The sequence below is a fragment of the Zhengella sp. genome, assembly GCF_041397485.1.
GTDB lineage: Bacteria > Pseudomonadota > Alphaproteobacteria > Rhizobiales > Rhizobiaceae > Zhengella.
Genome location: NZ_JAWKWO010000004.1, coordinates 362,441 through 376,664, shown reverse-complemented (window position 1 = coordinate 376,664; position 14,224 = coordinate 362,441). Strand labels below are relative to the sequence as shown.

13 protein-coding genes are annotated in these 14,224 nt (G+C 62.6%); 11 read left to right on the top strand and 2 right to left on the bottom strand.

Annotated features, from left to right (window positions below; translation table 11 throughout):
- Positions 1-6: 6 nt before the first annotated feature.
- The 5 genes from R3D65_RS14225 to R3D65_RS14205 are packed head-to-tail and all read left to right on the top strand — an operon-like array spanning position 7 to position 5,799.
- Entirely contained in the window at positions 7-1,107 is a 1,101-nt protein-coding gene (locus R3D65_RS14225; protein WP_371275901.1) for a branched-chain amino acid ABC transporter permease, read from the top strand.
- A complete protein-coding gene (locus R3D65_RS14220) occupies positions 1,104-1,886 on the top strand; it encodes an ABC transporter ATP-binding protein (RefSeq protein WP_371275900.1) in 783 nt (260 codons plus the stop codon). The genes R3D65_RS14225 and R3D65_RS14220 overlap by 4 nt, the downstream gene beginning before the upstream one ends.
- A 5-nt stretch (positions 1,887-1,891) precedes the next feature.
- A complete protein-coding gene (locus R3D65_RS14215; protein WP_371276047.1) occupies positions 1,892-2,692 on the top strand; it encodes an ABC transporter ATP-binding protein in 801 nt (266 codons plus the stop codon).
- 18 nt (positions 2,693-2,710) lie between these two features.
- Positions 2,711-4,609 (top strand): long-chain fatty acid--CoA ligase, encoded by a 1,899-nt coding sequence (locus R3D65_RS14210; RefSeq protein WP_371275899.1) that lies wholly within the window; start codon positions 2,711-2,713, stop codon positions 4,607-4,609.
- A gap of 29 nt (positions 4,610-4,638) precedes the next feature.
- Positions 4,639-5,799 (top strand): ABC transporter substrate-binding protein, encoded by a 1,161-nt coding sequence (locus R3D65_RS14205; protein WP_371275898.1) that lies wholly within the window; start codon positions 4,639-4,641, stop codon positions 5,797-5,799.
- 102 nt (positions 5,800-5,901) lie between these two features.
- Here R3D65_RS14205 and hemN read toward each other — a convergent pair whose 3' ends face one another.
- Positions 5,902-7,251 carry an oxygen-independent coproporphyrinogen III oxidase gene (gene hemN / locus R3D65_RS14200; RefSeq protein WP_371275897.1) on the bottom strand — a complete coding sequence of 450 codons (1,350 nt, stop codon included), beginning with the start codon at positions 7,249-7,251 and terminating at the stop codon, positions 5,902-5,904.
- A gap of 194 nt (positions 7,252-7,445) precedes the next feature.
- Here hemN and R3D65_RS14195 point away from each other — a divergent pair, with 194 nt between their 5' ends.
- Positions 7,446-8,180 carry a Crp/Fnr family transcriptional regulator gene (locus R3D65_RS14195; RefSeq protein WP_371275896.1) on the top strand — a complete coding sequence of 245 codons (735 nt, stop codon included), beginning with the start codon at positions 7,446-7,448 and terminating at the stop codon, positions 8,178-8,180.
- A gap of 27 nt (positions 8,181-8,207) precedes the next feature.
- Here the strand turns inward: R3D65_RS14195 and R3D65_RS14190 are convergent, their stop codons facing one another.
- Positions 8,208-8,732, bottom strand: coding sequence for a hemerythrin domain-containing protein (locus R3D65_RS14190; protein ID WP_371275895.1), 525 nt, complete (start codon positions 8,730-8,732; stop codon positions 8,208-8,210).
- Positions 8,733-8,909: 177 nt separating this feature from the next.
- Between R3D65_RS14190 and ccoN the strand changes: the two genes are divergently transcribed.
- From ccoN to ccoG, 5 genes are all read left to right on the top strand, one after another.
- Entirely contained in the window at positions 8,910-10,517 is a 1,608-nt protein-coding gene (ccoN, locus tag R3D65_RS14185; RefSeq protein ID WP_371275893.1) for a cytochrome-c oxidase, cbb3-type subunit I, read from the top strand.
- 15 nt (positions 10,518-10,532) lie between these two features.
- Positions 10,533-11,288, top strand: coding sequence for a cytochrome-c oxidase, cbb3-type subunit II (gene ccoO / locus R3D65_RS14180; protein WP_371275892.1), 756 nt, complete (start codon positions 10,533-10,535; stop codon positions 11,286-11,288).
- 14 nt (positions 11,289-11,302) lie between these two features.
- Positions 11,303-11,461, top strand: a complete 159-nt coding sequence (locus R3D65_RS14175; protein WP_371275891.1) for a cbb3-type cytochrome c oxidase subunit 3 — start codon at positions 11,303-11,305, stop codon at positions 11,459-11,461.
- 3 nt (positions 11,462-11,464) lie between these two features.
- Positions 11,465-12,328 (top strand): cytochrome-c oxidase, cbb3-type subunit III, encoded by an 864-nt coding sequence (gene ccoP, locus R3D65_RS14170; RefSeq protein WP_371275890.1) that lies wholly within the window; start codon positions 11,465-11,467, stop codon positions 12,326-12,328.
- A gap of 335 nt (positions 12,329-12,663) precedes the next feature.
- The gene (ccoG, locus tag R3D65_RS14165; protein ID WP_371276046.1) at positions 12,664-14,223 is read left to right on the top strand and encodes a cytochrome c oxidase accessory protein CcoG; all 1,560 of its coding nucleotides are present in this window, start codon (positions 12,664-12,666) and stop codon (positions 14,221-14,223) included.
- Position 14,224: the final 1 nt, after the last annotated feature.

Here is a 14,224-nt window from a genome sequence, read left to right as displayed (position 1 = left end):
CAGTCCATGCGGATACTCTTCAAGACGTCCTACGACCAGGACATCCGGCTTTTCAAGGACTGGCACCAGGCCCGCTGGTACCTGTTGCTGCTCCTCATCCTGCTGGTCATGCCCTATCTTGTCAGCACCTTCGTGCTGGGCGAGGTGACCAATGTGCTGATCTGGTCGCTGGCCGGCATGGGCCTGATGATCCTGGTGGGCCAGACGGGGCAGGCGTCGCTCGGCCATGCCGCCTTCCTGGCCATCGGCTGCTATGCCAACGCGATCCTGCAATCGCGTCTCGGCCTGCCGTTTCTCGTCACCTTTCCGCTGGCCGGCCTGATTGCCGGGCTGGCGGGCGTTCTGGTGGCCATTCCGACCACGAAGCTGCACGGCATCTACCTGGCCATCGCCACGCTGGCGATCTCGATCCTGATCGAGGATCTGATCGTCATTGCCGAGCCGCTGACCGGTGGCGTGGCCGGCATCCTGGTGCCGGACATTTCCATTTTCGGCTTCAACATCAACCGCTACGGCAATCCCTTCGCGTTCTACTGGGTGGCGCTGGCGGTGGCGCTGGTGGTGACGCTGTTCTACCGCAACATCCTGCGCTCGCCGACGGGCCGGGCCTTTGCCGCGGTGCGCGATTCGGAAATCTCGGCGCAGGCCATGGGCGTCAACGTGGCGCGGACCAAGGCCGTCGCCTTCGGCGTATCGACGGGCATAACCGGCCTGGCCGGCGCGCTGATGGGCCACTTCATCGGTTTCGTGAACCATGAGGCGTTTCTCATCCTGATTTCCATCCAGCTTCTGCTGATGGTGGTGATCGGCGGCCTGGGCACGATCCACGGTGCCTATTTCGGTGCCATCCTGGTGGTGTTCCTGCCGCAGGTGCTGGCCTTCCTGCGCGACTGGATCGGCCAGGTGACGGGCGTGGGATCGATCGTCATTCCCGGCATCGAGACCGCCGTGTTCGGACTGATCCTGATCCTGTTCATTCTCTACGAGCCGCGCGGCATCTACGGTTCGTGGATCAAGATCCGGACCTATTTCGAACTGTTCCCCTTCTACCGCCGCGACATGTTCCGCCGGCAGAAGAGCTACCTGAAGACGGAGCGCATGCGATGAGCCTTCTGGAAGTCCGCAACGTCACGCTCAAGTTCGGCGGGGTCATTGCCGTCAACAATGTTTCCTTCGAGGTGGAGGAGGGCGAGGTGTTCGCGCTGGTCGGGCCGAACGGCGCCGGCAAGTCGACCCTGTTCAACCTGATCTCGCGCTTCTACGACCCGGTGGAGGGCGAGATCGTCTTCGACGGCGAAAACCTTCTGAAACATCCGCCGCATGACATCGCCAAGCTTGGCATCGCACGCACCTTCCAGAACATCGAGCTGTTCGAGCAGGCGACCGTGTTGCAGAACCTGCTGGTCGGGCGCAACCGGTTCCGCAAGACGAACCTGTTCTCCGAGCTGCTGTTCCTGCCTTCGGTGCGCAAGGCGGAAATGGAAAACCGGCGCGCCGTCGAGGACGTGATCGATTTCCTCGACCTGCATGCCTATCGCGAGAAATACATTGCCGGTCTTCCCTACGGCGTGCGCAAGGTGGTGGAAATGGGCCGGGCGCTGGCCATCAAGCCGAAGCTGCTGCTGCTCGACGAACCGGCCTCCGGCCTGTCGGTCGAGGAGACGCAGGACGTCGCCTTCTGGGTGGAGGACCTCAAGAAGCAGATGGGCATCACCGTGCTGATGGTGGAGCATGACATGCATCTCGTCGCCTCGGTGTCCGACCGGGTGATGGCGCTGGCCGACGGCAAGACCCTGGCTCTGGGCACACCGGCCGAGGTGCAGAACCATCCGGCGGTGATCGAGGCCTATATCGGCGCAGAGGACACGGCGGAGGAAGCGGCATGAACGTGATGACCCAGTCCGCGGCGACGGACCAGGCGGCCAAACCGGTGCTGCGCATCGTCAACCTGGAGAGCTATTACGGGCCGATCATGGCGCTGCGCGGGGTTTCGCTGACCGTGCGCGAGGGCCAGATCGCCACGGTGCTCGGCGCCAATGGCGCGGGCAAGACGACGCTGATGAAGACGATTTCCGGCGTCATGGACCCTGAAAAGGGCCAGGTGCTCTATGGCGGCCACGACATTGCGGGCCGCGAACCCGACCAGGTGGTGCGCGAGGGCATCGTGCATGTGCCGGAAGGGCGCGAGGTGTTTCCGCTGCTCACCGTGGAGGAAAATCTCGACATGGGCGCCTTTACCCGCAGCGACAATCGCGGCGTGGCGGAGGACAAGGAGATGGTGTTTTCCTATTTCCCGATCCTCAAGGAACGCCGCCGCCAGGCAGCGGGCACGCTTTCGGGCGGCCAGCAGCAGATGCTGGCCATCGGGCGCGGACTGATGGCGCGGCCGAAGGTGATGCTGCTGGACGAGCCGAGCCTCGGCCTGTCGCCGCTGCTGGTCAAGGAGATCTTCGCCATCGTGCGGCGCCTGAACAAGGAGCAGGGCGTGACCATGCTGCTGGTGGAGCAGAATGCCAAGGTGGCGCTGGACGTGGCCGACTACGGCTACGTGATGGAACTGGGCCGCATCGTCATGGAAGGCGAGGCGAAGCGGCTCAAGGAATCCAAGGATGTGCAGGAATTCTATCTCGGCGTCCAGGAAGAGAGCCAGCGCGGCCAGAAGCGCTGGAAACAGAAGAAGACCTGGCGGTAGGATCAAGGGGAGGCGCAGATGACGGTTCACAAGAGCATACCGCCGCAGCAGGTCGTCAACGGCATGTCGATCAATGCGGATCTGTCGAAGGGTCCGTTCTTCATCGACGGATGCGACACGCTGCCAAAGCTGTTCCTTGAACGCTGCAAGGAACTGGGCGAGCGCACGGCGCATCGCGAGAAGGATTACGGCATCTGGCTGTCCTATTCCTGGAACGATTTCCGCGAGCATGCGCGGCTGATCGGGCTGGGGCTGCACCGGCTCGGCCTGAAGCCCGGCGAGGTGGTGTCGATCCTCTCGGAGGACAACAAGGAATGGGTCTATGTCGACATGGGCGTGCAGTGCATGCGCGGCATCTGTTCGGGCATCTACACGACCGATTCGGCGGCACAGCTCAAATATCTCGTCAACGATTCCGACAGCCGGTTCCTGTTCGTGGAGAATGACGAGCAACTCGACAAGTTCCTGGAAGTCAGGAAGGACATACCCGGACTGAGCAAGGTGATCGTGCTGGACCCGGAGGGCCTGCACGACTTTTCCGACGAGAAGGTCATCTTCCTCGACGAGCTTTACCGTCTGGGACGCGAGCAGCTGAAGGAAACGCCGGATCTGTTCGAGGCCGAGACCGCGAAGACCGATCCGGACGCAACGGCGATCCTTGTCTACACGTCGGGGACCACCGGCATGCCCAAGGGCGCCATGATCTCGCATTCCAACATCATGTGCTCGCTGTCCACGGGCAATGTGGCAGCGCCGATATATCCGACCGACGAGCAGGTCTGCTTCCTGCCGCTCTGCCATATTCTCGAACGCCTGTTCTCCGCCTTCGCGCCGATTGCCGGCAAGTCGACGGTGAACTTCGCAGAAAGCCCGGAGACGGTGTTCGACAATGTCCAGGAGGTCAGTCCGCATACATTCGTGGCCGTGCCGCGCGTCTGGGAGAAGATCTATTCCCGCGTCATGATCCTGATCGGCGATGCCACGCCGTTGCAGCAATGGGCGTTCAAGCAGGCCATCGCCACGGGAATGAAGAAGGCGGAAGCGGAACTGGAAGGCAGGCCGGTGCCGTCTGGCACCGCACTGGCGTTCCGGGTGTGGGATTTCCTCGTACTGAAGAACCTGCGCCGCATGCTGGGCATGGACCGGCTGCGCCGCGGCGGATCGGGTGCGGCGCCCATTTCGCCCGATCTCCTGAAGTGGTACCGCGCCGCCGGTGTTCCGATCCTGGAAGGCTACGGAATGACCGAAAGCTCCGGTGTCATCTCCATCAACACGTTTGAAAACAACAAGAACGGCACGGTGGGCCAGCCGCTGCCGGGCACTCAGGTGCGCATCGCGCCGGACGGCGAGATCCAGTACAAGGCCGGCAACGTGTTCAAGGGCTACTGGAACAAGCCGGACAAGACGGCCGAGACGATGACGGAGGACGGCTGGCTGCGGACGGGCGATATCGGGCGGCTGGACAACGAGAACTACCTGACGATCACCGGCCGGCTCAAGGACATCATCATCACGGCCGGCGGCAAGAACATCACGCCGGCGGAAATCGAGAACCGGCTGAAGTTCTCGCCCTACATCTCGGATGCCGTCATCATCGGCGACAAGCGCAAATATCTGACCTGCCTGATCATGATCGACCAGGAAAACGTGGAAAAATTCGCGCAGGCCAAGCGCGTGCCGTTCTCCGACTACCGTTCGCTGTGTGCGGCCCCGGAGGTGCGCGAACTGATCGGAGCGGTGGTGGAGGAGACGAACCGGGAGTTTGCCCGGGTCGAGCAGATCAAGGATTTCCGCCTGATCGACACGCTGCTGACGGCGGAAGACGAGGAATTGACGGCGACCATGAAGCTCAAGCGCGGCTTCGTGGAAAAGAAGCACAAGCCGCTGATCGATTCCATGTATGGAAAAGAGGGATAATTCAGTTCAACCGTAACGGAGGAAAACGGATGAAGACTGCAATCAGGAAGTCCATTCTCGCACTTGGCATTGCCGCCGGCATGACGTCGGCCGCGATGGCCCAGCAGGGCGTGACGGACACGGAAGTGCTGATCGGCTCCAATGGCGACCAGTCGGGTATCTTCGCGCCTTTCAATGTGCAGGCCATCAAGGCGGCACAGATGAAATTCGACGAGGTGAACGAGGCGGGCGGCATTCACGGCCGCAAGATCCGCATGATCGTCGAGGATCACCAGTACCAGGTGCCCAAGGCGGTGGCCAATTTCAACAAGCTGATCAATTCGGACGGCGTGTTCGCGATGATCCTGAATCTCGGCACGCCGCACAACATTGCCGGCTTCCCGCTGATGCAGGCCAAGAAGGTGGCGAACATCGCGCCGCTGACCTCGGCCCGGCAGATGCTCGAAGGCGACATCACCTACAAGTATGCCGGCTTCTCGTCCTATTACGACCAGATCAAGGCCGGGGTCGACTACCTGGTCAAGGAGAAGGGCGCGGAGGAAATCTGCGCGATGTACATCCCGTCGGATTTCGGCAAGGAGATCCAGGAAGGCGCGGTGGACAAGGCAGAGGAACTGGGCAAGACCTGGGCTGCGGAAACCACCCACAAGCCGGATGAAACCGACTTCGTGGGCGCGCTGACCAAGCTGAAGGACGCCGGCTGCGACATCGTCGCCACGGCACTGGGCGTGCGCCAGACCATCATCGCCGTGGCCACGGCCAAGAAGCTGGGCTGGAACGACGTGTCCTTCCTCGGCTCCTCGGCGGCCTATCACGAGGCCATCGCCTCGCAGCCGGGCGGGATCACGGACGGCTATTACGCCGCCGGCGGCTGGGCCGACTACAAGCCGCGCATGGACGATCCGGAAGTCAAGAAGTGGCATGACGACTTCGTTGCCAAGTACAACGAGGAGCCGGGCATGGCCGCGATCCTGGGCTATGGCGCTGCTGAAACGCTGGTCAAGGCGCTTGAGGCCGCGGGCCAGGATCTGACGCCGGAGAGCTTCCAGAAGGGCATGGAGTCGCTGGAGTTCCGCGACGTGATCGCCGATGCCGACATCAAGATGGGCCCCGGCGACCACCAGGGCGGCGACATCATCGTCATCTCCAAGGTCGAGGACGGTGTCTTCAAGGAACAGGCGCGCCAGTAAGGGTTCAAACCCGTCATCGTGACATGAAGAACGCCGCGGACCCATCGTCCGCGGCGTTTTCATGCGCAGCGCCGGGCCAGGGTGCCCGGATCCGTGGCCTCCTCAGACCGCTGCGGAATGGCGGGCTGCCCCCTTGTGCAGGTAGGCGTCGAAATGAGCGGCGATGACGCGCACGAAGGGGCGGCCGGTATCGGTGACGCGGTAGACGTTCTCCTCGCGGGAGAACAACCCGTCGCGGTCGGACGCGGCCAGATAGTCGGCCTCCTCGATGATGGTGCGCGCAGGCGCGCCGAAGGTGTCCAGCGCCCAATCGCGGCTGAAGGCGAAATCGCACATCAATTTCTCGATGACGGCCCGGCGCATGACATCCTCGCCGCTCAGGCGCACACCGCGCACGGTGGCAAAGCCGTCATTGGCGATGCGCCGCTGATAGTCTCCGGAGGCCGGGGAATTCTGGACATAGCCCTGCGGCAATTGCCCGATGGCCGAGGCGCCAAGGCCGATCAGGACCGGGGCGTCATCGGTGGTATAGCCCTGGAAATTCCGCTTCAGCGTGCCGCCTTGCAAGGCCTTGGCCATGCTGTCGGCCGGCTTGGCGAAATGGTCGAAGCCAATGGCCACATAGCCGGCCTCGCGCAACAGGCCGGCGGCATGATCCTGTTGGCGGAAGCGCTCGACAAGGCCCGGCAGGACCGTCTCGTCGATCATCGTCTGGTGCTTCTTCATCCAGGGCACATGCGCATAGCCGAACAGCGCAATGCGATCCGGGTCCATGTCGAGGCAGGCGCGCACCGTCTTCTCGATGCTTTCGACCGTCTGGTGCGGCAGGCCGTAGAGGATGTCGAGATTGACAGAGCCGGCACCGCGCCGGCGTACGCCATCCACCACCGAGCGGGTCTGCTCGACCGTCTGCTCCCGGTTGATTGCCTCCTGAACCACGGGATCAAAATCCTGGACGCCGAGGCTGGCGCGGGTCATGCCGATATCGGCACAGGCATCGAAGCGGTCCTCCGTCATGTCGTTGGGGTCCATCTCGACGGAGATTTCGGCATCCGCAGCAAAGGCAAAATGCGCGCGCAGCGTCTCGCCAAGCAGCCGGATGTCGGCGGCCTTCAGCATGGTGGGGGACCCCCCGCCGAAATGCATTGCGGTCACCGGTGCCTGGCGGGTGACGCAATCGCCGGCATGGGCGATTTCGGCGCGCAGCGAATCGAGATAGACCTCGACCGGATCGTAGCGCTGCACCTGTTTGGTGGTGCAGCCACAAAACCAGCACAATCTGTCGCAAAACGGGATGTGGGCATAAAGCGAAACCGGCGTCGCGGGTTCGATTGCCTCCAGCCAGGAGCGGTAGGCCGCCGCATCGATGTCGGGCGTGAAGTGCGGCGCGGTGGGGTAACTGGTGTACCGCGGCACCGGCTTTGCGTAGCGCTCGATCAGTTCGCTGTTCATCGTGCATCCATTCCACATCTTTTCAGATGTGTTCGATACTAGACGATGGACCTGCGAACGTTGATCCGTATCAAACTGGCTTGAACCGGCTGCAAGTGGTACAGCAAAGCTGTCGCGGCAGATTGTCGCGTTGATTGCTAATATGGTGCAATTGCGGTGTAGCTATTGCAAAGCAGCACTGGTAGGATTTGAACATGGACAAAAAAGTGCGCGAAGATGTTCATACAACCGGTGTGCCGGCCTTGTGCCAGGCGTGCGAAGCGCGCCATCGCGGCGTTTGCGGCGCCTTGAACACCGATCAGCTCGTCAGCCTTTCCAAGCATTCCGTGCGGCGCAAGGTGGTGCCTGGAACCGAGCTTGTCGGCGAGGAACAGGACGTCTCGCAATATGCCAACGTGATCGGCGGCGTGGTAAAGCTGACCAAGATGCTTTCGGACGGCCGCCAGCAGATCGTCGGGCTGCAATTCGCGCCGGATTTCCTTGGCCGTCCGTTCTCGCGCTCAAGCCGTTTTTCGGCGGAAGCGGCCACCGAAGTGGAGCTTTGCAGCTTCTCCAAGGGACTGATCGACCGGATGATAGACCAGTCGCCGGACCTCGAACACAAACTTCTGGAGCAAACGCTCAAGGAACTGGACGAGGCGCGCGACTGGATGCTGACGCTTGGCCGCAAGACGGCCGCGGAAAAGGTGGCCAGCTTCCTTCACCTCATCGCGATCAATGTCGATCCGGACGCGGCGACCCATGAAGGTCCGGTGACATTCGACCTGCCGCTGACGCGCGCCGATATCGCGGATTTCCTCGGCCTGACGATCGAGACGGTCAGCCGGCAATTGACCAAGCTGCGCAAGGACGGCGTCATCCACATCGAGAACAACCGGCATATCACCGTGCCCGATCTCGACCGGCTCGACGAACGCGCCAGCATGTAGGTCCCGCCAACGCGGCGCCGTGGCCCGTCAATGGGTCTGTCGGCCCGTATCCGTCGTCGTTTCCGTGCCGCGGGCGAGGCGCAGGACAATTTCCCGTTCGAAAGCGACATGGCGACGCACCGATTCGAAAAAGCCGCGCAGCATGTAGCCGACCGCGTCGAAATTCACGCCCCGGTCGCCGGCGCCCAGCAACAGCAGCGTGTCGGTGAGCTCCTCGGCATAGCATTCGTCCTCGGCATGTTCCGACTTCAGGCGCGCGATCGTCTCGTCAATGCCGTCGACGTGGGCAAGCCGGTCTGCCAGTGCAGGGAAGATGATCTTTTCCTCGAAACTGTGAACGCTGCGCAGCAGCGGCCAGATCTCGCGCGCGGCCAGCTTGCATTTCTGCTTGTCGACCTCGTCCGGCAGCGAATCGGCGATTTCCTCCAGCGTCTGGCAGAGCGAAAGCTTGTCGTCGTGGGCACGGGCGAACGCCTGTATGGCGTCGCCGCCGAAGCGCGACAAACCCTGCTGATCCCAAAGGCTGTCGGCCTTGGTCGTTGTGCCTGCCATGCGTTGAACCCATCCAAAAGGAAACTATGACGCATGGTTTATGCCAATGTCTCGAATTAGAAACCTTGATCAAGATCAATGCGGCTGTCACGCTTGCAGCGCATTGCTCAGCGCAAGATCGCGGAGGCGTGCTCCGGGATCGTTTAACCCGTACAGACTCGTGAGGGGGTCAAACTCATGACATTCGCGGCCGAAATCGTCGCGCTGGTGGTTGCCACGTTCCTGGCAATCCTTGGTGCGGCCTTCGCCCATGACAGCCTCTTCCAGGCACACATGGGCATTCTTGCTCTAACACTCGCCATCTTCACCGTCATCCTGATGCGGCGCACCTCCTTCGCCGGGGCGCCGAAGGAAGACACGTCCGGCTACATGGACGGTCCGGTGCGCTATGGCGCCATCGCCACCATGTTCTGGGGGGTGGTCGGCTTTCTCGTCGGCGTCGTCGTCGCCGCGCAGCTGACCTGGCCGGACCTGAACATCGAACCGTTCCTCAACTTCGGCCGCACCCGTCCGCTGCACACGTCCGCCGTGATCTTCGCCTTTGGTGGCAATGCCCTGATCGCGACATCGTTCTACGTGGTCCAGCGCACGACCCGGGCCCGCCTGTTCGGCGGAAATCTCGCGTGGTTCGTGTTCTGGGGCTACCAGTTGTTCATCGTCATGGCCGCAACCGGCTACCTGCTCGGCATCACGGAGGGGCGTGAATATGCGGAGCCGGAATGGTATGTCGACCTCTGGCTGACCGTGGTCTGGGTGGCCTATCTGCTTGTGTTCCTGGGGACGCTCTACAAGCGCAAGGAGCCGCATATCTACGTGGCCAACTGGTTCTACCTGTCCTTCATCGTGACCATCGCGATGCTGCACGTGGTGAACAATCTCAGCCTTCCGGTCTCGTTGCTGGGCACCAAGTCCTACTCGGCCTTCTCCGGCGTGCAGGATGCGCTGACGCAATGGTGGTACGGGCATAACGCGGTGGGCTTCTTCCTGACCGCGGGCTTCCTGGGCATGATGTACTACTTCATCCCGAAGCAGGCCGGCCGCCCGGTCTATTCCTACCGCCTGTCGATCATCCACTTCTGGGCGCTGATCTTCCTCTACATCTGGGCTGGTCCGCACCATCTGCACTACACGGCACTGCCGGACTGGGCGCAGACGCTGGGCATGGTGTTCTCCATCATGCTGTGGATGCCGTCCTGGGGCGGCATGATCAACGGCCTGATGACGCTTTCGGGCGCCTGGGACAAGATCCGCACCGACCCGATCATCCGCATGATGGTCATCGCGGTCGCCTTCTACGGCATGTCGACCTTCGAAGGTCCGATGATGTCGATCAAGGCGGTCAACTCGCTGTCCCACTACACCGACTGGACCATCGGCCACGTGCATTCCGGCGCGCTCGGCTGGGTGGGCATGATCTCGTTCGGCGCGATCTACTATCTGGTGCCCAAGCTGTGGTTCCGCGAGCGGCTGTACAGCCTGCGCCTGGTCACCTGGCACTTCTGGCTCGCCACGCTCGGCATCGTGATCTACGCCGCCGTGCTGTGGGTCGCCGGTATCCAGCAGGGCCTGATGTGGCGTGAATACGACGACCAGGGCTTCCTCGTGTACTCGTTCGCCGAGTCCGTGGCCGCCATGTACCCGTATTATGCACTGCGCACGCTGGGCGGGCTGCTCTACCTGATCGGCGCGATCATCATGGCCTACAACATCACCATGACCATTCTCGGCTATCAGCGCGAGGAGCAGGGTTTCGTCTCTGCGCCTGCCGCCGCGCCGGCCGAATAAGGAGGTCCATTCATCATGGCAAACGAAGAGAAAAAGGGCCTTCTTGCGAAGCATGACAAGGTGGAGCGCAATGCCTCGCTCCTTCTCGTCCTCAGCTTCCTCGTGGTCACCGTCGGCGGTCTGGTCGAGATCGCGCCGCTGTTCTGGCTGCAGAACACGATCGAGAAGGTGGAGGGGGTGCGTCCCTATTCGCCGCTCGAACTGGCCGGCCGTAACATCTATGTCCGGGAAGGGTGCTATGTCTGTCACAGCCAGATGATCCGCCCGTTCCGCGACGAGGTGGAGCGTTACGGTCACTACAGCCTGGCTGCGGAATCGATGTACGACCACCCGTTCCAGTGGGGTTCCAAGCGCACCGGGCCGGACCTGGCACGCGTCGGCAACCGCTATTCGAACGAGTGGCACGTGCAGCACCTCAACGAGCCGCGCTCGGTGGTGCCGGAGTCGATCATGCCGAGCTACAGCTTCCTCAAGACGACGGAACTGAATGTCGAGGGCATGGATATCGCCGCCCATCTGAAGGCCAACGCCATGGTCGGTGTGCCCTATGATGATGCGATGATCGAGAACGCGGAAGCCGACCTTCGGGACCAGGCCAATCCGGACGCCGACTGGTCGGGCCTGGAAGAGCGCTATCCCAAGGCCAAGCTGGGTGATTTCGACGGTGATCCGACGAAGCTGACGGAAATGGACGCGCTCGTCGCCTATCTCCAGATGCTGGGTACGCTCGTCGATTTCGAGAGCTACGACGCCGAAGCCAACTATCGCTAAGGGAGCCCACGGATATGGACCTCGATTACCAGACCATGCGCACTTTCGCCGACAGCTGGGGACTGCTCTTCATGTTCCTCGTCTTCACGGCCGTCGTTGCATACGTCTTCCTGCGGCCCGGCTCGAAGCGCCAGGCCGACGAGGCAGCCCGTATCCCGCTCCAAGAGGACTGAACCATGAGCGAGAAACATATTGACGAAGTCAGCGGCGTCGAAACCACCGGTCACGAGTGGGACGGCATCCGCGAACTGAACAACCCGCTGCCGCGGTGGTGGCTGTGGACCTTCTATGCCACCATCGTCTGGGCGATCGGCTACACGATCGCCTATCCGGCGTGGCCGGGCCTGACGGGCAACACGCAGGGTGTGCTCGGCTGGTCCAGCCGAGCCGCCGTGGCCACGGAAATGAGTGAAGCCGAGGCGGCCAAGGCCGGGATGGTCGAAAAGATCGCCAATACCGATCTGGCAGGCATTCTGGCGGACGACGAAATGCGCACCTTCGCCACGGCGGCCGGCGGTTCGACCTTCAAGGTCTACTGTTCGCAGTGCCACGGTTCGGGCGCCACCGGAGGTCCGGGCTATCCGAACCTGAACGATGACGACTGGATCTGGGGTGGCGACATCGAAGCCATCCACCAGACCATCGCCCATGGCGTTCGCTACGAGCAGGACGACGACACGCGCATTTCCGAGATGCCGGCCTTCGGCGAAATGCTCGACGGCGACCAGATCCGCCAGGTTGCGGCCTATGTGGCGAGCCTATCGGGCGAGGCCTCCGATCCGGCTGCTGCCGAGGAAGGTGCCACGGTGTTCGCCGACAATTGCGCGGCCTGCCATGGCGAAGACGGTCGCGGCATGGTCGAGGTCGGCGCCCCGAACCTGGCAGACGCGCTTTGGCTCTACGGCTCCAGCGAAGAAGCCATCGCATCCCAGGTCCGCAATCCCAAGCATGGTGTGATGCCGGCATGGGCGCCGCGGCTTGGCGACACGAAGGTCAAGGAACTGGCCGTCTACGTCCATTCGCTAGGCGGCGGCAGCTGATCCGGAGCGCCTGCGCCGACGCAGGTGCGATTACAGGCTCGAACGGCCCGGCTGCACCAAGCCGGGCCGTTTGCGTTTGTGAAGATGTGTGAAAACGTCGCGCCCGCGCATGGATGTTTGACCCATGTCAACGCAAGGCCCATCTTGCATGGGTAAACGTGAGGGCAAGATACACCATTAGCGTTGCGTTGCTGTTCCAGACGGCCGGTCCATCCTCCCAAGACGCCGGCCTGTCAGGACACAACCCGCGCGGCGGGAGCGGAGCAAGACCGGGCATGGATACGGCGACACCTGACATCAAGGACCACAAGGGCAAGGACACGGCGGCCGAGGCCATGGCTGCGGAGGCGCCGGACGTTCAGCCGCTTGATGCGACGCCGGTCAATTCGGCCAAGGTCCGCCAGCCGCTCTACGCGGCGCGCAAGAAGGTGTTCCCGAAGCGCGCCGAGGGCCAGTTCCGGCGCTTCAAGTGGCTGGTCATGGCCATCACGCTCGGCATCTACTACCTGACGCCCTGGCTGCGCTGGGACCGGGGGCCGTTCGCGCCCGATCAGGCCATCCTGATCGACATGGCCAACCGCCGCTTCTATTTCTTCTTCATCGAGATCTGGCCGCAGGAGTTCTTCTATGTGGCGGGCCTGCTCGTGATGGCGGGGATCGGCCTGTTCCTGGTCACTTCCGCGGTGGGGCGCGCCTGGTGCGGCTATACATGCCCGCAGACGGTCTGGGTGGACCTCTTCCTGGTGGTTGAGCGCGCGGTGGAAGGCGACCGCAATGCGCGCATGCGGCTGGAAAACGCGCCCTGGACATTCGACAAGATCTCCAAGCGGGTGATCAAGCACACCATCTGGCTGCTGATCGCCGTGGCGACCGGCGGTGCCTGGATCTTCTATTTCGCCGACGCGCCGACGCTGCTGGGCCAATTCGTGACCGGACAGGCCGCGCCCGTGGCCTATATCACGGTCGCCATCCTGACGGCGACGACCTACACGTTCGGCGGCATCATGCGCGAACAGGTCTGCACCTACATGTGCCCCTGGCCGCGCGTGCAGGCGGCCATGCTGGACGAACATTCGCTGACCGTGACCTATAACGGCTGGCGCGGCGAACCGCGTTCCAAGCATGCCAAGAAGATGGCGGCGCGCGGCGAGGTGGTCGGCGATTGCGTGGATTGCAATGCCTGTGTCGCCGTCTGCCCGATGGGCATCGACATTCGCGACGGCCTGCAACTGGAATGTATCACCTGCGCGCTGTGCATCGACGCCTGCGACCAGATCATGGACAAGCTTGGCAAGGAACGCGGGCTGATTTCCTACACCACGCTGAACACCTATGCGCACAACATGGCGCTGGCGACCGAGAATGGCGCCCATCCGGCCGATCCGCGCCGGGTCTATGGCAGCGACGGCAAGCTGGTGCCTGCTGTCCGCCACTTCCGCTGGCGGACCCTGGCGCGGCCGCGCACGCTGGTCTACCTTGCGGCCTGGTCGGCCATCGGCGTTGCGCTGCTGGTCTCGCTGGGCTCGCGCGACCGGCTTGAAGTGAACGTGCTGCACGATCGCAACCCGCAATTCGTCAAGCTGTCTGACGGGTCCATCCGCAACGGCTATTCGGTCAAGCTGCTGAACATGATCCCCGAGCCGCGCACGATCCTGCTGAAGATCGAGGGGCTGCCTGGCGCCATGCTGGACATCCCCGAACTGCCGCAGTTCTCCGGCGGCTACAGCTATGCCGTGCCGGTGGAGCCCGACAAGATCCGCAACCTGAAGGTCTTCGTTACCATGCCGAACGATTATTCGCTGGATGGCGACAGCACATTCCGCTTCATCGCCGAGGACAAGCAGTCCAACGAGCGCGATGTCTACAGCGCGAAATTCTTCAGCCCGGAGCAGTGAC